Origin of the sequence: Duganella sp. S19_KUP01_CR8, from assembly GCF_036688705.1 — a bacterium.
GTDB lineage: Bacteria > Pseudomonadota > Gammaproteobacteria > Burkholderiales > Burkholderiaceae_D > Rugamonas.
In genome coordinates, this window is the sequence record NZ_JAQQPR010000002.1 from 39,128 (window position 1) to 58,392 (window position 19,265).

General features: G+C 63.8%; 17 protein-coding genes. 10 read left to right on the forward strand and 7 right to left on the reverse strand.

The window, feature by feature from the left end:
* Positions 1-199: 199 nt before the first annotated feature.
* Positions 200-2,842 (forward strand): DUF1631 family protein, encoded by a 2,643-nt coding sequence (locus V6M89_RS02065; protein WP_332851594.1) that lies wholly within the window; start codon positions 200-202, stop codon positions 2,840-2,842.
* Here V6M89_RS02065 and V6M89_RS02070 read toward each other — a convergent pair.
* The 4 genes from V6M89_RS02070 to V6M89_RS02085 are packed head-to-tail and all read right to left on the reverse strand — an operon-like array spanning position 2,839 to position 4,693.
* Positions 2,839-3,138 carry a type II toxin-antitoxin system RelE/ParE family toxin gene (locus V6M89_RS02070; RefSeq protein ID WP_332851595.1) on the reverse strand — a complete coding sequence of 100 codons (300 nt, stop codon included), beginning with the start codon at positions 3,136-3,138 and terminating at the stop codon, positions 2,839-2,841. The genes V6M89_RS02065 and V6M89_RS02070 overlap by 4 nt on opposite strands.
* Complete coding sequence (locus V6M89_RS02075) at positions 3,135-3,359, reverse strand: addiction module protein (protein ID WP_332851596.1); 225 nt, start codon at positions 3,357-3,359, stop codon at positions 3,135-3,137. The genes V6M89_RS02070 and V6M89_RS02075 overlap by 4 nt, the downstream gene beginning before the upstream one ends.
* 31 nt (positions 3,360-3,390) lie before the next feature.
* Positions 3,391-4,047, reverse strand: coding sequence for a LysE family translocator (locus V6M89_RS02080; RefSeq protein WP_332851597.1), 657 nt, complete (start codon positions 4,045-4,047; stop codon positions 3,391-3,393).
* 22 nt (positions 4,048-4,069) lie between these two features.
* The gene (locus V6M89_RS02085) at positions 4,070-4,693 is read right to left on the reverse strand and encodes a glutathione S-transferase family protein (protein ID WP_332851598.1); all 624 of its coding nucleotides are present in this window, start codon (positions 4,691-4,693) and stop codon (positions 4,070-4,072) included.
* Between the two features lie 145 nt (positions 4,694-4,838).
* Here V6M89_RS02085 and V6M89_RS02090 point away from each other — a divergent pair, with 145 nt between their 5' ends.
* From V6M89_RS02090 to V6M89_RS02120, 7 genes are all read left to right on the forward strand, one after another.
* On the forward strand, positions 4,839-5,468 hold the full coding sequence (locus V6M89_RS02090) for a phosphatase PAP2 family protein (RefSeq protein WP_332851599.1): 630 nt from the start codon (positions 4,839-4,841) through the stop codon (positions 5,466-5,468).
* A 93-nt stretch (positions 5,469-5,561) separates the two neighbouring features.
* Positions 5,562-9,089, forward strand: coding sequence for a chromosome segregation protein SMC (smc, locus tag V6M89_RS02095; protein WP_332851600.1), 3,528 nt, complete (start codon positions 5,562-5,564; stop codon positions 9,087-9,089).
* Complete coding sequence (locus V6M89_RS02100) at positions 9,086-10,222, forward strand: cell division protein ZipA C-terminal FtsZ-binding domain-containing protein (protein ID WP_332851601.1); 1,137 nt, start codon at positions 9,086-9,088, stop codon at positions 10,220-10,222. Before smc ends, V6M89_RS02100 begins: the two co-directional genes overlap by 4 nt.
* A gap of 8 nt (positions 10,223-10,230) precedes the next feature.
* A complete protein-coding gene (gene ligA / locus V6M89_RS02105; protein WP_332851602.1) occupies positions 10,231-12,567 on the forward strand; it encodes an NAD-dependent DNA ligase LigA in 2,337 nt (778 codons plus the stop codon).
* Between the two features lie 16 nt (positions 12,568-12,583).
* On the forward strand, positions 12,584-13,483 hold the full coding sequence (gene galU, locus V6M89_RS02110) for a UTP--glucose-1-phosphate uridylyltransferase GalU (protein ID WP_332851603.1): 900 nt from the start codon (positions 12,584-12,586) through the stop codon (positions 13,481-13,483).
* On the forward strand, positions 13,480-14,016 hold the full coding sequence (gene def / locus V6M89_RS02115) for a peptide deformylase (RefSeq protein ID WP_332851604.1): 537 nt from the start codon (positions 13,480-13,482) through the stop codon (positions 14,014-14,016). The genes galU and def overlap by 4 nt, the downstream gene beginning before the upstream one ends.
* Positions 14,017-14,028: 12 nt before the next feature.
* Positions 14,029-14,994, forward strand: coding sequence for an ion channel (locus tag V6M89_RS02120; protein ID WP_332851605.1), 966 nt, complete (start codon positions 14,029-14,031; stop codon positions 14,992-14,994).
* A 12-nt stretch (positions 14,995-15,006) separates the two neighbouring features.
* On the opposite strand, the gene V6M89_RS02125 is transcribed toward V6M89_RS02120, so the two are convergent.
* Positions 15,007-15,429 carry a hypothetical protein gene (locus V6M89_RS02125; RefSeq protein ID WP_332851606.1) on the reverse strand — a complete coding sequence of 141 codons (423 nt, stop codon included), beginning with the start codon at positions 15,427-15,429 and terminating at the stop codon, positions 15,007-15,009.
* Between the two features lie 115 nt (positions 15,430-15,544).
* Between V6M89_RS02125 and V6M89_RS02130 the strand changes: the two genes are divergently transcribed.
* Positions 15,545-16,573: a hypothetical protein gene (locus V6M89_RS02130; RefSeq protein ID WP_332851607.1), complete on the forward strand. Its 1,029-nt coding sequence runs from the start codon at positions 15,545-15,547 to the stop codon at positions 16,571-16,573.
* Here V6M89_RS02130 and V6M89_RS02135 read toward each other — a convergent pair.
* Positions 16,547-17,659 (reverse strand): DNA topoisomerase IB, encoded by a 1,113-nt coding sequence (locus tag V6M89_RS02135; protein WP_332851608.1) that lies wholly within the window; start codon positions 17,657-17,659, stop codon positions 16,547-16,549. The genes V6M89_RS02130 and V6M89_RS02135 overlap by 27 nt on opposite strands.
* 75 nt (positions 17,660-17,734) lie before the next feature.
* A complete protein-coding gene (locus V6M89_RS02140; RefSeq protein ID WP_332851609.1) occupies positions 17,735-17,962 on the reverse strand; it encodes a hypothetical protein in 228 nt (75 codons plus the stop codon).
* A 159-nt stretch (positions 17,963-18,121) separates the two neighbouring features.
* Between V6M89_RS02140 and V6M89_RS02145 the strand changes: the two genes are divergently transcribed.
* The gene (locus V6M89_RS02145; RefSeq protein ID WP_332851610.1) at positions 18,122-19,237 is read left to right on the forward strand and encodes a porin; all 1,116 of its coding nucleotides are present in this window, start codon (positions 18,122-18,124) and stop codon (positions 19,235-19,237) included.
* Positions 19,238-19,265: the final 28 nt, after the last annotated feature.

Here is a 19,265-nt window from a genome sequence, read left to right on the forward strand (position 1 = left end):
ACGGAAGGAAATTGTTATGTTAGGGAAACTTCAATCTTGTCCTTTGCGCCCCGTCAACACTGGGTTTCATGCCATAAAAGTTGTGGAAAAACAGAAAAATACGCGAAATATTGCACAGTCTTTCCTTTCCGGTATTGCCTTGTGGAAAGAATGTGTAAGAATGGCGTAAACGGATTCCCCTATCACAGCAGGTCACATCATGGTTGCAACTTCCACAACACCCGCATTGCCGAAAAAGACGGTCTCGCCGCGGCATGCCTTGTTGGAAGAGTTGATCGGCATCGCCACCAAGCATGCCAGCGACCAGTACCTGGACCTGGCCAACCGCCTGGCAGGGGCGTTGATCGACGCCACCGGCGGCGATCCGCGCACCATGCAGCAGCGCATCCGCGCCGGCAACCAGCTACGCAACCGCAACTTCGCCTTCCTGCACCTCGCTTCCAGCACGCTGGAGAAGGCGCTGCGGCGCGAGATCGCCGAACTGTCGCCGACGGTCAAGGGCAAGCTGCGCGAGGCCGAACAGCCGCTGTCGCTGGTGCCGTTCGAAGAGATGGATAACAAGGTCGCGCTCAGCGGCGTCAGCAAGCCGTTCGAGAGCCGGTATTCCGATCAGCTGCAAACGCTGAATGTGCGCCTGGCCTTCCTGCTGGATCGCGATATCTTGCGCGTCAGCCAGAATCCGTTCCGGCCCGATGTGTTCCTGGTCGCCTTGCAGCAGGCCTGGACCGAGTTCGACACCGAGCCCGAGGCCGCGCCGCTGTTGCAACCGCTGATCAAGCCGGACATGTTCATCGAGCTGGGCCCGATGCTGGATGCCTTGAACCTGGCCTTGCAGAGCAAGGGCGTGCTGCCCGGTTCGGTGGACGGCCACAAAGGACGCAAGGCGGACAAAACCAGGGCCGCTGCTGCGCCGTCGCGCGTGCGCGGCAACCAGGCCGCATTGGCGCAGCAGTTGCGGCAGTTCTTTGCCTCCAGCGATGTGGAGGGTTCGGCGGCGGGCGCCATCGTCGACAATATCGCCGATGGCTTGATGCATGGCGTCGACCTGAGTATTCCCGATCTGCCGATGTCGGCCTTGAACTCGGGCGCAGCCTGGGTGCCGAATGCCGCAGCGCAGGGCGGCGCTGGCGCCGTTGCGCCGGGAACCGCAGGCGCTGCCGGCGGTGTTGCTGGCGTTGGCGGTGCTGGACCGGGTGCGGCGATGATCGGCGGCCATGGCGGCATGGCGGTGGCGCACGGCGTTCAGGGTGGCGTGGTGATGGCTCCCGGCTTTGTCGCAGGCGTGGCTGGTGCGCCTGCCGTTGCCGCGGGCGGATTCGCTCCCGCCGGCGGCGTCTGGGTGCAAGGCGCCGCGCAAGGCTTGCTGCCTGACTCCCTGAGCAACGAAGACGCGCAGCGCCTGTCGCAGATCGGCGCCAAGCAGCCGCTGCTGGCGTATCTGGCGCAGCTGCAAAAAGCCGTACCTTACGAATCCATCGGCACGCTGGGCGCGGTGGCTGGTTTTGCCACTGGACCAGCCCCGTCCGGCCAGGCTGCGGTCGATGCCGCACCGGCGACGGCAGGCGGCAACGTCTTCTACCTGCCGAACATCAAAGCCAGCATGCCGCAGGGCAGCCTGTCGCGCACCGACGAAAGCACGATCGACTTGCTGTCGGCGATCTTCGACACCGTTTTCCACGACCAGAACATCTCGCAGGAAATCCGCGACCTGATACGCTTCCTGCAAATCCCGGTGCTGAAGGCTGCGCTGGTGGATAAGAATTTCTTCTTCCAGGAAGCCCATCCGGCGCGCCGCCTGATCGACCTGCTGTCGCGCATGGGCTGGGAGCAGCGCAAGGGACCGGAAGATCCGTTATTCCAGGCGATGCAACGCAGCGTGGACCGCGTCGGCCGCGATTACGATCATGAACTGTCGGTGTTCACCGAAGCGGTCAACGAGCTGGAAGCATCGATCCAGGCCGAAGAGCGCGCCGCCGCCACCGCCATCGCCGAGCCCATCGCCGCCGCGCTGAAGCAGGAGCGGATGGCCGAGTCGACCAAGCTGGCCAAGAACGCCGTGGCGCTGCGCATTGGCACCGGCGAAGTGATCGCCGTGGTGGAAGCCTTCCTCGAACAGCGCTGGGTGTCGGTGTTGACCATCGCCTACAGCATCGAGGACGACAAGCCGGGCGCCGTCAACAACGCCACCAAGACCATGGACGACCTGATCTGGAGCGTGCGTCCCAAGCTCAACGCCGATGAGCGCAAGCAGCTGATCGCCAAGCTGCCGGTGCTGCTGACCACGTTGAACAAGTGGCTGGACATCATCAAGTGGCAGGATGCCGACCGTCTGCAATTCTTTGCCGAGCTGGCTGAATGCCACGCCTCCATCGTGCGCGCGCCGCTGGAGATGTCGGCGGAACGTCAGCTGGAAATTTCGATGCAGGTGGCGCAGCAGGCGGCCGAACGGCGCCTGGAACTGCAAGCCAAAGCCGACGCGGCCGCCAAGGCGGAAGCCGAAGCGCGCGCCCAGCAGCAACCCGATCCGGAAGAGGAAGACGCCGCCATCGAAGTCGACAGCCTGACGCGCGGCATGTGGCTGGAGTTCGAGCAGGAGGGCGGCGGCAGCCGCAAGGTCAAGCTGGCGTGGATCAGTCCTTTGCGCACGCTATACATCTTCTCGACGGCGGCGCGGCAGGAAGCGTTCTCGATGTCCGGCGAACAGCTGGCCAAGCGCTTCCTCGAACAGACCGTGCAAGTGGTGCGCAGCGAAGGCGTAGTCGCCGTCGCCCTGTCGCAAGCACTGGCCCGCAGCGCCGACAACGACGCCTCCATCGACCCGCCAGCCTCGGCGTTCGGTTAAATCCTCTTGCCCCGCCCGCGCCAGTAGCCAGGTCGCCTTCTCTGATGGGCAATGGCGAGGATACGCAGCTCGTCCACTGCGATTTGGTAAATGACGCTGTAAGGGAACTTGCTCATCGAGTAGCGCCGCGCGCCGCGTGCCAGGGCGCCTAGCTGAGGATTAAGCAAGAGAAGATTCGCAACTCGCTCGAATTCGTCCACGAAGTCGCGTCCCAACTGGGGGCCGCCTTGCGATGCGTAGTGGTCGGCTGCGCCCTGCAATTCCGCAAGAGCGGGCGGGACGACAACTAGTTTCATTTCAGGTTTTTGCGGACTTGAGCCAGAGCTTCGGCGATCGGAATGGTTTGCTCGATGCCGCTCTCTATGTCGGCGATCCGACGTTCGATCTCAATCGTCCAGGCCTTGTCGAGCTCGGCATCTTCGTTCAGGCTAGCCAGTAGCAGATGCACAAACTCCATGCGTTCGTTTGGGGCGAGTTTAAGTGCTTCGGCTACCAAAGTTTTGAGGGCGGCATTCATGGAACGAATTGTACCGCCCTTTACTGACGCTTTACTTCGAGTTCGTCAACGTCAGCAGGGCGCCGCCCATGCCGACGAAGATTACGCCGGTGGTGCGCTTGGCCAGGCGGGTGCGGGCGATGCTCTGCTTGACGCTGCGCTTCAGCCACGACGCGCAGGCCACGTAGAAGAAATGCGACAACAAGGTGCAACTGGTGAAGGTCGACGTCAGCAGCAGGAAGCGCACCGGGTCCACATGATCAGGCGGCATGAACTGCGGGAACACGGCGGTGAAGAACAGAATCGCCTTCGGATTGCTCACCGCCACCAGCAGGCCTGCGCGGAAGGTGCTCAGCCGGCTGGCCTCGGCCGCGTCCGGCGCTGCGACCGCCGTGACGGCGGTCTCCGCCGTTTCAGTGACCAGGCTGGCGTGGCGCCAGGCCTTGATGCCCAGGTAAATCAGGTAGGCCGCGCCGGCCACTTTCAGCGCGCCAAACGCCAAGGCCGAAGTCTTCAGCAACAAGCCCAAACCAGCCACCGCCGTCGTCGCCACGATGAACACGCCCAGCGCATTGCCGGCGGAACTGTAGAGCGCGCGCCGCGCGCCCATCGTGGTCGCGGTCGAAATCGCCATCAGCACGCCAGGTCCCGGGCTGAACGCGGCCGCCAGGGAAACCGATAAGAACAACAGCCAGGTCGATACAGTCATTGCTAAACTCCAGAAGTAAGTGTCAGGGGAGGCCGTTGCAGCCGTGGGTGCGGAAGCCGTCGCGCTCGCTCAAGCGGTCAAACCAGGCATCGACCGCCGCCAGCACCGGCCGCGCCATCGGCATCGCGCGCCAGCGGTTGGCCGACAGCCCAAGGACGATGTCGGCCAAGGTCAGCGCTTCGCCGCAGACGAACGGACCGGCGGCCGCCAAGTGCGCGTCCAGCAAACTCATCAGCCGGTTCCATTCCGCCACGCTGGCCACCAGCGCCGCCGCGTCGCCATGCGCGGGACTCTGCCGTATCATCGCCATGAAGGCATAACGCCAGGCGTTGTTCAGTTCGGTGGCCTGCCAGTCCATCCATTTTTCCACCTGGGCGCGCACCATCGGCTCTGCCGGCAGCAGATCGCTGCGGCCATGTTTGCCGGCCAGGTAGCGGCAGATGGTGTTCGATTCCCACAGGCTCTGGCCGTCGTCGATGATGACCGGCACCATGCCGTTCGGATTCATGCGCAGGAAGTCCTGCGTGTTGGTCGGCTGGAAGCCGCCGCCGTATTCCTCCAGGCGGTAATCGAGGCCGATTTCCGCGCACGTCCACAAGACCTTGCGGACGTTGATGGAGGAGGATTTGCCGAGTATGGTGAGCATGGCAACAGTATGCCACGCCCCGCAGGAGCGCGTCGGCCACCACCCGATTTTGCTCCAGGTCTATTGTTGCACAGCAATTTTCGATAAAATGCCCCCGCGTGTGTTTTAATGACGCGGTGCAAAAACAACGACAGGGCGCTTTTAGATGATGATGTGGTGGCACGGTTTGAGTGTGACGGGGAGTCTGGCGGTAACCGGGCCGATAGGAATCGCGATTGCCGTCTGGCTGCTGGCGGGCAAGTCGTGGCGCCTGACTGCCGCCTGGTGCCTGCTGTTCGGCATCGGCATGGCGCTGGTCGTGGCCACCAAGATGGCCTTCGTCGGCTGGGGGATAGGGGTGGAATCGGTCGAGTTCGCCGGCTTCAGCGGCCATGCGATGCGCGCCGCCGCCGTGTTCCCGGTGGCTTTCTTCTTGATCTTCCGTTCGTCGCCGCCGTCGTGGCGCGTGCTGGGTACGTTGCTGGGCGTGCTGTTGGCCGTGCTCATCGCCGTTTCCCGGGTCTACGTGCGTGCCCATTCGGCGTCCGAGTCGGTGACCGGTTGCCTGCTCGGCCTGGCCGTGGCGGCGGTGTTCATCTGGTACGCCAGCACCGAGCACCATATGGCGCTGAGCCGGGTGCTGGTGGTGTTGTGCATCCCCGTGGTGCTGATTGCGCCGCGCGTGGAGCCGGTGCCGGCCGAAATGTGGATCACCCAGGCCGCGCTGTGGCTGTCCGGTCACGACAAGCCTTACACCCGCGCCATTTGGCGTGAACCCAAATTCCCGCTACGATAGGCATACGCCCCGCCCATGACGCGTTTTCGGCCAGATTTGATGCGCAAAATGGTATTATTGTGAACTTTTCCAGCCCACACACCAGATAACAACGTGCGTCTATCTTCCATCAAATTGTCGGGATTTAAGTCTTTCGTCGATCCCACCAATTTCCAGGTGCCGGGTCAGTTGGTTGGCGTGGTGGGTCCCAACGGTTGCGGCAAGTCGAACATCATCGACGCCGTGCGCTGGGTGCTGGGCGAGTCCAAGGCTTCCGAGCTGCGCGGCGAGTCCATGCAGGACGTCATTTTCAACGGCTCGACCCACCGCAAGCCGGCCGGGCGCGCCTCGGTCGAGCTGGTGTTCGACAACAACGACGGCAAGGCTTCCGGCCAGTGGGGACAGTACGCCGAGATCGCCGTCAAGCGCACGCTGACGCGCGACGGCACCTCGACCTACTACATCAACGGCCAGCCGGTGCGCCGGCGCGACATCCAGGACATCTTCCTCGGCACCGGCCTCGGCCCGCGCGCCTACGCCATCATCGGCCAGGGCATGATCAGCCGCATCATCGAATCGCGCCCGGAAGAGCTGCGCGTGTTCCTGGAAGAAGCGGCCGGCGTCTCGAAGTACAAGGAACGCCGCCGGGAAACCGAAAACCGCCTGCACGACACCCGCGAGAACCTGCTGCGGGTGGACGACATCCTGCGCGAGCTGAACTCCAACCTGGAAAAGCTGGAAGGCCAGGCCGCCGTCGCCACCAAGTTCCACCAGCTGCAATCGGACCAGGAAGAGAAGCAAAAGCTGCTGTGGCTGCTGCGCAAGATCGAAGCCGAGAACGAGCAGAAGAAATACTTCCGCGAGATGGAGCAGGCGCAGAACGACCTGGAGGAACAGACCGCCAAGCTGCGCAACGTCGAGCTGTCGCTGGAGCAAATGCGCCAGGGCCACTTCGCCGCCGGCGACCGCCTGCACACCGCGCAGGGCAGCCTGTACCAGACCAACGCCGAAATCGGCAGCCTGGAAGCGCAGATCAAGTTCGTCATCGAATCGCGCAGCCGCCTGCAGGCGCAGCTGGCCGCGCTGACCGCGCAGCGCGACCAGTGGCAGCACCAGGCCACCGAATACGGCGGCCAGATCGAGGAAGGCGAGTTCACGCTGGAAGAACTGTCGGCCAAGGTCGAGCAGTCGCAGATGATGGCGGAGCAAAAGGCCGAGTCGCTGCCGATGCTGGAGCAGGTATGGCGCGAGGCGCAGACCAAGAGCACCGAATCGCGCGCCCGCATCATGCAGGCGCAGCAGCAGCTGGAACTGGAATCGGCGCACCAGCGCAACGCCAACAACATCCTCAACGGCCTGGCCGTGCGGCGCGAACGCCTGCAACAGGAAAAGAGCGGTCTCAATCTGCCGGACAGCGCGCACCTGAACAACCTGCGCATGCAGCTGGAAGAAAAGCAGCAGGCCTTGGAAGAGCAGGGCTTCCTGCTGGACGAAGCGCTGGAACAGCAGCCCAAGCTGGACGAGGAACGCCAGGCCGCGCAGCAGCAGGTCAACACCGAAACCGCCGCCAACGCCCAGCTGGAAGCGCGCCTGAACGCGCTGCGCCAGTTGCAGGAGCGCGTGCAGACGCAGGGCAAGGTCACGCCGTGGCTGCAAAAGCATGAACTGGATACGCTGCCGCGCCTGTGGCAAAAACTGAACATCGAATCCGGCTGGGAGACCGCGCTGGAATCCGTGCTGCGCGAGCGCACCTCGGCCTTGCAGATGTCGAACATCGAATGGGCCAAGGCCTTCTTCAACGATGCGCCGCCGGCCAAGCTGGCGCTGTTCGCGCCGTCGCACGCGGTGCCGCCGGCGCCGGTGGAAGTGGCGGGCCTGAAGCCGTTCCTGAATCTGCTCAAGCTTAACGATCCGGGCCTGCGCGGTTTGCTGCAAGACTGGCTGCACAACGTCTACATCGCCGAGGACACGGCCGAAGCCTTCGCCGACCGCGCCAGGCTGCCGGCCGGCGCCTGCTTCGTCACGCGCCAGGGCCACGCCGTCACGCAGGGCAGCGTGCGTTTCTACGCCGCCGACTCGGAGCAGGACGGCATGCTGGGCCGCCAGCAGGAAATCGACAACATCACCAAGCAGCTGCGCGCGCAGCAGATGCTGGCCGACGAAGCGCGCGCCCGTTCGGTGCGCGCCGATGCCGCCGTCTCCGAACTGACGCGCCGCCTGACCGAATACCGCGCCAAGCTGCAAAGCCTGCAGCAGTCGGTGCATACCTTGCAGCTGGACGTGGTCAAGCTGTCGGAGATCGAGGCGCGCTTCAACCAGCGCAGCAACCAGATCGAAACCGACCTGGCCGAAATCGCCGCGCAGGAAGAGGAACAAACCCAGGTCAAGATGGAGTCCGAGGAAAAGTTCGAGCAGCTCGATATGGAACTCGGCAACCTGCAGGGCGACCACGAGGAAGGCCAGACCCTGTTCCTCGAAAAAGAGCAGCGCCTGTCCGACGCCCGCGAAGCCTTGCGCGATCTGGAACGCGCCGCGCAGGAAGCGCAGTTCGCCGAGAAGTCCCAGCGCAGCAAGATCGAAGAATTCCGCCGCTCGATCGCCACCGCGACCGCGCAGGTGGCACAGGTCACGCAAAGCCTGGAAGCGGGTCAGGCCGAACTGGCCAACCTCGAATCCGGCCAGGCCAACGAGGGCTTGCAGGAACTGCTGGATCGCCGCACCGGCCAGGAAAAAGCGTTGTCCGACGCCCGCCACGAACTCGACCAGATCACGCAGCAGCTGCGCATGTTCGAGGAAGGCCGCATGTCGACCGAACGCGCCCTGCAGCCGCAGCGCGACAGGATCATGGAAATGCAGCTGAAGGAACAGGCCGCGCGCCTGAACCAGGAGCAGTTCGCCGCGCAGCTGGCCGAAGTGCAGGCCGACGAAGCGGCGCTGGCCGAGAAGCTGCATCCCGATATGAAGGCCTCGTACCTGCAAGGCGAAGTGACGCGCCTGACCAATGCGATCTCGATGCTGGGCGCGGTCAACCTGGCGGCGCTGGACGAGCTGGCGACTGCCTCCGAACGCAAGAACTTCCTCGACGCGCAGAACGCCGACTTGAACGAGGCGATCAACACGCTGGAAGACGCGATCGCGCGCATCGACAAAGAGACCCGCGAACTGCTGCAAGACACCTTCGACCGCGTCAACGGCCACTTCTCCGAACTGTTCCCGATCCTGTTCGGCGGCGGGCAGGCGAAGCTGATCATGACCGGCGATGAAATCCTCGACTCCGGCGTGCAGGTCATGGCCCAGCCGCCGGGTAAAAAGAACGCCACCATCCACCTGTTGTCCGGCGGTGAAAAAGCGCTGACCGCAACGGCGCTGGTGTTCTCGATGTTCCGACTTAACCCCGCGCCGTTCTGCCTGCTCGACGAGGTCGATGCACCGCTGGACGACGCCAATACCGAACGATTCTGCCGGATGGTCAAACGCATGTCTGACCACACCCAATTCCTCTTCATTTCGCACAACAAGATTGCGATGGAGATGGCCAATCAACTGATCGGTGTGACGATGCAAGAGCAGGGCGTATCGCGCATCGTGGCGGTGGATATGGAATCCGCCGCAAACTTCGCTTCCGAGGCACAAGCAGCATGACAGACCTACAAATGAGTTTGATCGGAATCGCCGGCGTATTCGTCGCCGGCGTTTTCACGTACAACAAAATCCAGGAATACAAGGCCAAGAAGAGTGTCGAACGCGCCTTCTCGACCGATCATGACGATGTGCTGATGCGCACCGGCGATGCTCCGCCATCGTCCACCGCGCGCCATGAGCCGAGCTTTTCGCTCGACAGCGCCGCTCCCGGCCTGGCTGGTGGCGAAGCCTCGGCTGCCGCTTCCGCGCTGGGCGCGGTGGCCTCCGAATTCGAGACCGATCCAACGGCGCCGCCGGCCGCACCGCGCGTCAATGCCGTGACCCCGGCGGCCGAACAGGCCACCGCGCTGGTCGATCCGCTGATCGATTGCCTGCTGCCGCTGGCGCTGGAAGGCGCGGCGCGCGGCGACAAGCTGCTGCCGGTGCTGCAAACGCTGCGCATGGTCGGCAACAAGCCGGTGCACTACATCGGCCTGGCCGTCAGCGGCGATTGGGAGCCGATCGTGCACGGCGGCGTCTACACCAAGTTGCAAGGCGGCGTGCAGCTGGCCAGCCGCAGCACCGCGCTGAACGAACTGGAATACTCGGAACTGGTCACGCGCCTGCGCGCGATGGCCGACGAAATCGGCGCCGAGCCGGAGATCCCGGACATGATCGAAGTGATGGCCGAAGCGCGCAATCTGCACCGCTTCGTCGCTGGTCACGACGCGCAGCTGGGCGTCAACCTGCAAACCAACGGCGCGCCGTGGGCCATCTCCACGCTGCTGGGCGCACTGGAAAAGCAGGGCTTCGACGTGCGTCCCGACGGCCGCTACGTGATGCCGGACGGCGAGGGCGGCCATCTGTTCTCGCTGTCGACCAACGTCACGCTGGCCGAGGAAACCACGCCGCGCCTGACATTGCTGCTGGACGTGCCATGCGTGGCGCCTTCCCGCGACGGCTTCGGTGCGATGGTGGCTTGCGCCAAATCGCTGGTGGGCCGCCTGGACGCGACCATCGTCGACGACTACAACCAGCCGCTGTCGGACGCCGCGCTGGCGGAGATCGCCGGCCAGGTACAGGATTTCTACGCCGAGATGAACGACGCCGATATTCCGGCCGGTTCCACCCGCGCGTTGCGTTTGTTTAGCTAGGAAGTAGCATGACCGAAGTGGATTACAAGGCGCGTATCGAGTCGTTGAGCGCTGAGCTCAACAAGCACCTGCACGCCTATCACGTGGAAGACGCGCCCACCATCCCGGACGCGGAGTACGACAAGCTGTTCGTCGAACTGCAAAAGCTGGAAGAAGCAAATCCGCAATTCGCGCTGCCCGATTCGCCCACCAAGCGCGTGGGCGCGGCGCCGCTGCCGCAGTTCGACCAGGTCACCCATACGGTGCCGATGCTGTCGCTGAATAACGGCTTCACCGACGAGGATATCGAGAACTTCGACCGCCGGGTGCGTGAGGGCCTCGATGCGGCGGCCGCCGTCGAATACGCGGCCGAAGTCAAATACGACGGCCTGGCCATCAACCTGCGCTATGTCGACGGCCTGCTGGTGCAAGCCGCCACGCGCGGCGACGGCTACACCGGCGAGGATGTCACCACCAATATCCGCACCATCCGCTCGATCCCGCTGCGCCTGAACACCCCGACGCCGCCGGCCATCCTCGATGTGCGCGGCGAAGTACTGATGTTCAAGAGCGATTTCGAAGCGATGAATGCGCGTCAGCGCGAAGCTGGCCTGAAGGAATTCGTCAATCCGCGCAATGCTGCGGCGGGCAGCCTGCGCCAACTCGATTCGCGCATCACCGCATCGCGCAAACTGAGCTTCTTCGCCTACGGCGTCGGCGCGCTGGAAGGCGCAGAGATGCCGCTGTCGCATTCCGCGTTGCTGGACTGGTATCGCAGCATGGGCCTGCCCGTGGCGAAAGAGGCGGACGTGGTGCGAGGCTACGACGGCCTGATGGCCTACTACAAACAGATCGGCGAAGCACGTCCGACGATGCCATACGAAATCGACGGCGTGGTCTACAAAGCCAACCTGCTGCAAGACCAGCGCACGCTGGGCTTCGTCTCGCGCGCGCCGCGTTTCGCGCTGGCGCACAAGTTCCCCGCTGAAGAAGCGCTGACCACCGTGCTGGCGATTGAAGTGCAGGTCGGCCGCACCGGCGCCATCACGCCGGTGGCGCGGCTGGCGTCCGTGTTCGTCGGCGGCGTCAACGTCACCAACGCCACGCTACACAACGAAGATGAAGTGCGGCGCAAGGACGTGCGCATCGGCGACACGGTGATCGTGCGCCGCGCCGGCGACGTCATCCCCGAAGTGCTGTCCGTGGTGCTGGAACGCCGCCTGTCGCCGGAACCGGAAGCCTATGTGCTGCCGAAGACCTGCCCGGTCTGCGGTTCGCACGTGGTGCGTGAAGAAGGCGAGGCGATCGCCCGCTGCTCCGGCGGTTTGTTCTGCTCGGCCCAGCGCAAGGAGGCGATCCGCCACTTCGCCGGCCGCCGCATGATGGACATCGAAGGCCTGGGCGACCGCTACATCGACAACCTGGTCGAACACGGCCAGGTGCAGCGCGTGGCCGACCTGTATGCGCTGAAGCTGGAAGACCTGCTGGAAATGAAGCGCCTGGCCGACGAACGCGAAGGCACGACGCCGGAGACTGTCGCCCAGGGCAAGATCGCCACCAAGTGGGCGGACAATCTGCTGGAGGCCATCGCCGCCAGCAAGAACCCGCCGCTGGAGCGCATGCTGTTCGCGCTCGGCATCCGCCACGTCGGCGAATCGACCGCCAAGACGCTGGCCGAATGGCTGGGCCGTTTCGACCTGGTGCGCCGTGTGCCGGCCGCGCTGCTGCGCGTGCTGCCCGATATCGGCGGCATCGTCGCCGATTCGATCGCCGACTTCTTCGCCGAGCCGAAGAACCAGGAAGCCATCGACGCCTTGCTGGCCGCCGGCGTCGCGCCGACCGGCGAGCACCCGCCGAGCGCCAAGCTGCGCGAAAAACTCGACACCGTCAAGCTGATGGCCGCACTGGGCATCCCCAAATTGACGGAACCGCGCAGCAAACAACTGGTCGAACAGGAGGTGACGCTGGAAGTGCTGGCGCACCTGCCGGTGTTCACCGTGTTCGGCCTGCCGGCTGGCGTGGCCGAAGCACTGGAAGCGTGGATGGCGGAGCCGGGGCATCGCGAGCAGCTGCTGGCATTGCACCAACTGCGCGACGACCTGCTGGCGCAACTGCCGGAGCAGGCCGCCGAAGGCCCGCTGACCGGCAAGACCTTTGTGTTGACGGGCACGCTGCCCAACCTGAGCCGCGACCAGGCGGCCGCCATGATCGAAGCGCAGGGCGGCAAGGTATCCGGTTCGGTGTCGAAGAAGACGCATTATCTGGTAGCAGGGGCCGACGCCGGCAGCAAGCTGGCCAAGGCCCAGGAACTTGAAGTGACAATACTGGACGAGGCGGGCCTGCTGGCGCTGCTGGAAGCCAGCTAAAACAAGATAAAAGATCATGTCCAAAATCAGAAAAGCAGTATTCCCGGTGGCCGGCCTTGGCAGCCGTTTCCTTCCCGCGACCAAGGCGCAGCCGAAGGAAATGCTGCCCATCGTCGACAAGCCGCTGATCCAGTACGCCGTGGAAGAGGCGGTCGCCGCCGGCATCACGGAAATGGTGTTCATCACCGGCCGTAACAAGCGCGCCATCGAAGACCATTTCGACAAGGCCTACGAACTGGAAGCGGAACTGGAAGCGGCCGACAAGAAGGGCTTGCTGGAACTGGTGCAGAACGTCATTCCCAAGCACGTCAACTGCATCTACATCCGCCAGTCCGAACCACTGGGCCTGGGCCACGCGGTGCTGTGCGCCCGTCCGGTGATCGGCGACGAACCGTTCGCCGTGCTGCTGGCGGACGACTTCATGGACACCGCCGACGGCATCAAGCCGGTGCTGGCGCAGATGACCGAGCTGCATGCCTATGAGCGCTGCAGCATCCTCGCGGTGCAGGAAGTGGCGCGCGAAGCCACGCGCCAATACGGCATCGTCAGCGCCTCGGCCTACCAGCCGAAGCTGGAACTGGTGCACGGCATCGTCGAGAAACCGTCGCCGGACGTGGCGCCGTCCACGCTGGCGGTGGTGGGCCGTTACGTGCTGTCGGGCCGGATCTTCCAGTACCTGGAAAACCTCGGCACCGGCACCGGCGGCGAGATCCAGCTGACCGACGGCATCGCCGCGCTGATGAAGGATGAACGCGTGCTGGCCTACCGCTACGACGGCCAGCGCTACGACTGCGGCTCCAAGCTGGGCTACCTGAAGGCGATGACGGCGATGGGCCTCAAGCATCCGGAAACCGCCGCCGAGTACTGCCAGTTCCTGCGCGATATGCAGTGCGAAATCAATGGAGGCAGCAAATGACGGTGCGCGAAATCCTGAAGATGGGCGATCCACGCCTGCTGCGCGTGGCCGAACCGGTGACCGAGTTCGACACGCCGGCCATGCGCGAGCTGATCGCCGACATGTTCGACACCATGCACGCCGCCAACGGCGCGGGCCTGGCTGCGCCGCAGATCGGCGTCAACCTGCAACTGGTGATCTTCGGCTTCAAACAGAATGTGCGCTATCCCGATGCGCCGCAAGTGCCGGAAACGGTATTGATCAATCCCGTCCTCACGCCGCTGTCGGACGAGATGGAAGAGGGCTTCGAAGGCTGCCTGTCGGTGCCTGGCCTGCGCGGCAGCGTGCCGCGCTTCACCAGCCTGCGCTACGAGGGCGTGGACCAGTTCCGGCAGCCCATCCTGCGCGATGTCGACGGTTTCCACGCGCGCGTGGTGCAGCATGAAGTGGACCACCTGCTCGGCGTGTTGTACCCGATGCGCATCACCGACTTTTCCCGGTTCGGCTTTACCGAGGTGATGTTCCCCGACCTCGATCCCAACGACGACGATTGAGGCGGCCAGGCGATGAGTGAAGGTCCGGTGCGCAAGCCTGCGCAAAAGGTCATCCGTCCGCGGGTCGGCAATGAGCGCGGCGTGTTCCGGATGGGGACGTCGCAGATCAAGCGGGTAGGCCTGGGGCGTTGGTACTGGGGCGATATCTATCACTGGATGCTGACCCTGAGCTGGCCACGCTTCTTCCTGCTGGTCGGCGGCTTGTACATGGCCACCAACGTGGGGTTCGCGCTGGCGTTCTTCCTGGTGCCAGGCTCGGTCTCCAATGCGCGGCCGGGCTCCTTTCTCGATACCTTCTTCTTCTCGATCGAAACGCTGGCCACCGTCGGCTATGGCTACATGAATCCCGGTTCGACCTACGGCCACGTGGTCGCCTCGACCGAGATCCTGCTCGGCATGGTGGAGGTGGCGACGGTGACGGGGCTGCTGTTCGCGCGCTTCTCGCGTCCCACCTCGCGCATCATGTTCTCCGACGTCGCCGTGATCACGCCATTCAACGGCGTGCCGACGCTGATGCTGAGGACTGGTAACGAACGCGGCAACCTGATACTGGAAGCCTCGGTGCGCGCCACGCTGATCCGCCGCGAGATGACGCTGGAAGGGCAGATCTTCACGCGCTTCTACGATCTGCAGCTGGAGCGCGAGCACTCGGGCGTGTTCGCACTGACATGGACCATCCTGCACAAGATCGACGAATCCAGTCCGTTCTGGGGCAAGACGCAGGAAGACCTGCAGAAGGAGGGCGCTACGCTGTCGGTGGCCGTTTCCGGCACCGACGACACGCTCAACGATTTCGTCCACGCGCGCCAGACCTACGCGGCGGAGCACATCTTCTTCAACCATCACTTTGCCGACATCATGTCGGACAAGCAGGATGGCAATGTGCGGATACTGGACTACAGCAAATTCCACGACATCTACCCGGACGGCTCGGCCGGCGGCAGCATGCCCGGCGCGGCGCTGGCGCATCCCGGCTAAGCATGGCGGGCGCTATTCGGCGCCCAGCAGGTCGCGCGCATTCAGCAGCGCGTAGACGATATCGGGGTTTTTGTTGAAGCAGCGGCGTACGGCGGCCGGCACGTTCTCGCGCGTCTTGCGGCACAGGCCCGGCTGCTCCACCAGGCGTATCTGGAGGCCCATGACGGTGCGCACGCCGTTCAGGCTGGGCGTGATGGTCAGGCGGATGCCCAGCTGCTCCAGCATGCGCTGCTCGATGCGGCCCAGCTCCTCGAAGCTGGCGATGTTCTCGATACGTTCAATCAGCGCCTTTTCCTGCTCACGCGTGAGGCGCAGGATGCGGATATCCGTGGCGTCGGGCGCACCATCCCATTGTTCCAGCAGCTCGTCGCGCCCGCACTCGCAGGCGCCGGGCGGGCATTCTTTTCGAATTTGGAAGGGCAGTGCTTGAGGCATGATGGAGCGGCTTGGCGGCATTGACGAAGCTAAATTTTACTCCGAACCCCCACACCGTGCGGCATCAAATTATTATTGTATATATAATATTTTTTTAAATTCACACTGACGCCTCATGAAAAATATGTACTCGATGCTGCCGCTGTTCGCCGCGCTGTGGGTGGCGTTGCCCGCCGCAGCAGGCCCGGAAACGCTGGAGCGCTGCCCGTCGGCGGCCAAGCCGTGGCTGCCCCCAGGCGCCAGCCAGTACGCCTGTTCGCAATACGCATCCAATGCCGGCGTCGGCGCCATCAACTACGGTGGCTCGTACAAAATGGCGGCGTTCAGCAAGGACGGCAAGCTGGCCGGCCTTCGCAATCCGGACCTGGGCCGCGAAGATCCGACGCCAAAAGATACCTACGACCCCGCAGCATGGGAGCAGTCCGGCAGCAGCGGCCCGGTTGGCGAGTTGTGGTGGGGCCGACGCGACAATATGCATTTGTTTGTCGGCCAGGAGTCGAAGGTACGGCTGACGGTGGAAGCCAGCCGCGGACCCATGCCGGGACCGGCTGAGCGACAGGCGCGCATGCTGGCGATCGTGGCCCAAGCCCAGGCCATGGCGGCCAACAAACCGATTCCGCAATCGGCCTACGACAATCTGCTGTTCATACATCGCAGCATGGAGTACCGCCAGATCGACGGCACCGACGCGACCTTCCGCGGCGGCCTTGGCGGCGACGGCTTTATCCCGCCCGGTAAAATATCGGACGCCAAGCTGAAACTCGACAACCTGCCAGCCTACAAGGGCGTGCTCAGTTTCGAGATGAAGGTGGACGGGGTTGCGCGTCGCTTCAGTTTTCCGGTGATGCTGGACCAGGCCACAGATCATCTGATCGCCGCCGCCGTCAACGGCGACAGCTACGTCAAATGCGAGAAACGGCCGAACCGCGGGAAGAATGAATCGTTGTCGTGCCCACTGAACAGGGAGAACTTCCCGGAACGCTACGACGCCGAGGGAGCGTTTTTCGGCGACCACGCCACGCTGGCGGCGGTGAAAATCTACATGACGGTCAACTCGCCGGCGCGCAATCGCCACGAGGACATTGCCACCGCCGTGATTATTCTACGCGCCGAGGCCTCACCGCCGGTCGCCGCCGGCCGCTGAGTTTTGCAGGCGGTGCTGCAACAACGCCAGCACCGCCGCTTCCTCGGGCTGCAGCGCATGCACGTCCCGTTGCAGCTGTTCGCGGGCGCGGTGGCGCAGCGCCTTCAGCATGCTGCCGTCCAGGTAGGATTCGATCAGGTTGGGATGCACATAGCACTTGCGGCACACGGTGGGAGTATTGCCCAGTTTTTTCGCGACCGATTCGATGGCCCGCACCACGTTCTTTTTTGCCTGCGCTTGCGAGTCGAACTTTTCGTATTCGCGCAGCGCCACCGCCGCCAGCACGGTGCCGGACCAGGTACGGAAATCCTTGGCGGTGTAGTCCTCGCCAGCGATGGCTTGCAGGTAATCGTTCACATCGGCCGAACCAATCGCGTGCGGATTGCCGTCGTCGTCGATGTACTGGAACAGCTCCTGGCCGGGCAGGTCGCGCGTGCGGCGGATGATGTTGGCCAATCGCCGGTCTTCCACCTCGACGGTGTGTTGCACGCCGCTCTTGCCGCGAAAGTGGAATTCGACCTTGCGGCCGTCGAGCCGCACGTGGCGGTCGCGCAGCGTGGTCAGGCCGAAGGATTTGTTCTCGCGCGCGTACTCCTCGTTCCCGATCCGCATCATGGTCGCTTCCAGCAGGTAGACGATGGTGGCCAGGACTTTTTCGCGCGGCAGGCCAGGCAGCTGGAGCGCGGCGCCGACTGCGCGGCGTATCGCCGGCAGCGCCTTGCCGAAGCCGAGGATACGATCATACTTGGATTCGTCACGGTGGCTGCGCCAAAGCGAGTGATAGCGGTACTGCTTGCGGCCGCGCGCATCGCGCCCAGTGGCTTGCAGGTGGCCGCGCGGGTGGCTGCAAATCCAGACGTCGGTCCATGCGGGAGGGATCACCAGTGCTTTGATGCGGCCCAGCGTGTCGGCGTCCTTGACGGCGTGGCCGTCGGCGTCGACGTAGTGAAAGTGCTTGCCGCGCTTGCGGCGGGCGATGCCGGGTTGGTAGTCGTGTACGTAGCGCAGGCCGGCCGATCGGGCGGCGGCGTCGGTGTCATGGAACGAGGCGGCTTCGCCGGTTGCTGCGGGCGTATCGCGTTTCATCGCTATCCTCGGGTGGGCGGATTATCGGAAATCGTACCCGTCCGGACCGTGCGATGTTGTGCGCTAGCGCACGCTTTAGTCCATGCGTTTGAGGCGCTGGCCGACGATGCTCCATTTGCAGGCTTCGCCGTCGACGGTGCCGGTCAGCGCCCAGCCGGTGCCGATCTTTTCGACGCCGATTTCGCATTCCAGCTCCTTCGCCAGTTTTTCGGCCCAGCCGCGCGCTGCGCCCTGGCCTTTGAACAGTTCATTGCCTTCGTAGATCACGGTTGCTTCGAAAACGGGGGCGGCAAAAATGGTCATGATGGTCTTCCGAAAAATGTAAGCCGGTATTGTGCCACCAAATCGGACTGGGGGCGCTTCCTGCTGTCCTGTCCCGCCGATACCACTACGTCATTCGACGTATTCCTCACGGCTTGTCTGCTGGCTAATCTTGCAGCATCCAAAACCGAAAAGGGGAATATGATGGGTTTGAAACGGGGAATGCTGCTGGCCGCAGCAGCGGCAGTAGTAGGCAATGCGCAGGCCGGCGCCACGGTCAACTTTGGCGAAGACAAGTCGGTCAGCGTCGGCTTCGGCATGCGCGAGAGCTACACCAGCGCCAAGGACGGGGCGCCGAATGGCAGCGATCGTTCCAGCGACTTCAACCTGGATTCGGCGCGCTTGTTCCTGGGCGCCTCGCTCAACAAAAACATCAAGGGCATGCTGAACACCGAGTGGGACGGCGACAAGATCCGCATCCTGGACGCCGCCGGCCAGTTCGCCATTTCGCCCGAGTTGAACATCTGGGCCGGCCGCCTGCTGTCGCCGAGCGACCGCGCCAACATGGCGGGGCCATACTACTCGCTGGGCGGCGGCTACTGGGCCGGCGTGGCTTCGCGCTACGGCTACAACGGCGGCATCTTCCGCGGCCGCGACGACGGCGTGGTGGTCTGGGGCGATGTCGCCGAGGGCAAGCTCGGTTACTCGTTCGGCGTGTTCGAAGGCCATACATTCGGCATAGGTTCGATGACGCAATCGCAGGCCAAGGCGGCAGGCGTCAAGGCCGACGACTCGCTGATGTACGCCGGCCGCTTGCAGTACGATTTCTGGGACGCGGAACCGGGCTACTACGGCACTGGCAATTACCTCGGCGGCGCCGACATCCTTTCCATCGGCGTGGCGGGGCGCTACCAGAAGGACGGCATCCTCACCGTCGCCAAGAGCGGCAAGTACAGTTCCTACAACGTCGACTTCCTGATGGAGAAGCGGGTCAAGGGCTCCGGCGCCTTCGCGCTGGAGGCGGCCTGGTACGACTACAACACCGACGACATCATCAAGTCCGAGCAGGGCAAGGCTTATTCGGCCGGCGCTTCCTGGATCTTCGAACAGAAGGCCGGCTGGGGCAAGTTCCAGCCCTTCGTGCGCTGGCAGAAGTTCGCCGCCGACACCGACATCGACACCAAACAGTATGACGCGGGCGTGAACTACATCATCGACGGTTACAACGCGCAGGTCAGCGCCGTGTACTCGAAGACCAAGATGACCAAGGCGGCCGATACGGACAAGTTCTCGGTCACCTTGCAGCTGCAATTCTAATTCCACTACACGGAGCTATCTCATGCAA

Coding starts and splice junctions, on each gene's coding strand:
- V6M89_RS02135 (WP_332851608.1), bottom strand. CDS start 17,659: ATGAAACGCGATACGCCCGCAGCAACCGGCGAAGCCGCCTCGTTCCAT.
- V6M89_RS02140 (WP_332851609.1), bottom strand. CDS start 17,962: ATGACCATTTTTGCCGCCCCCGTTTTCGAAGCAACCGTGATCTACGAA.
- V6M89_RS02130 (WP_332851607.1), top strand. CDS start 15,545: ATGAAAAATATGTACTCGATGCTGCCGCTGTTCGCCGCGCTGTGGGTG.
- V6M89_RS02070 (WP_332851595.1), bottom strand. CDS start 3,138: ATGAAACTAGTTGTCGTCCCGCCCGCTCTTGCGGAATTGCAGGGCGCA.
- V6M89_RS02145 (WP_332851610.1), top strand. CDS start 18,122: ATGATGGGTTTGAAACGGGGAATGCTGCTGGCCGCAGCAGCGGCAGTA.
- V6M89_RS02085 (WP_332851598.1), bottom strand. CDS start 4,693: ATGCTCACCATACTCGGCAAATCCTCCTCCATCAACGTCCGCAAGGTC.
- V6M89_RS02065 (WP_332851594.1), top strand. CDS start 200: ATGGTTGCAACTTCCACAACACCCGCATTGCCGAAAAAGACGGTCTCG.
- V6M89_RS02080 (WP_332851597.1), bottom strand. CDS start 4,047: ATGACTGTATCGACCTGGCTGTTGTTCTTATCGGTTTCCCTGGCGGCC.
- ligA (WP_332851602.1), top strand. CDS start 10,231: ATGACCGAAGTGGATTACAAGGCGCGTATCGAGTCGTTGAGCGCTGAG.
- galU (WP_332851603.1), top strand. CDS start 12,584: ATGTCCAAAATCAGAAAAGCAGTATTCCCGGTGGCCGGCCTTGGCAGC.
- V6M89_RS02090 (WP_332851599.1), top strand. CDS start 4,839: ATGATGATGTGGTGGCACGGTTTGAGTGTGACGGGGAGTCTGGCGGTA.
- V6M89_RS02120 (WP_332851605.1), top strand. CDS start 14,029: ATGAGTGAAGGTCCGGTGCGCAAGCCTGCGCAAAAGGTCATCCGTCCG.
- V6M89_RS02075 (WP_332851596.1), bottom strand. CDS start 3,359: ATGAATGCCGCCCTCAAAACTTTGGTAGCCGAAGCACTTAAACTCGCC.
- def (WP_332851604.1), top strand. CDS start 13,480: ATGACGGTGCGCGAAATCCTGAAGATGGGCGATCCACGCCTGCTGCGC.
- V6M89_RS02125 (WP_332851606.1), bottom strand. CDS start 15,429: ATGCCTCAAGCACTGCCCTTCCAAATTCGAAAAGAATGCCCGCCCGGC.
- V6M89_RS02100 (WP_332851601.1), top strand. CDS start 9,086: ATGACAGACCTACAAATGAGTTTGATCGGAATCGCCGGCGTATTCGTC.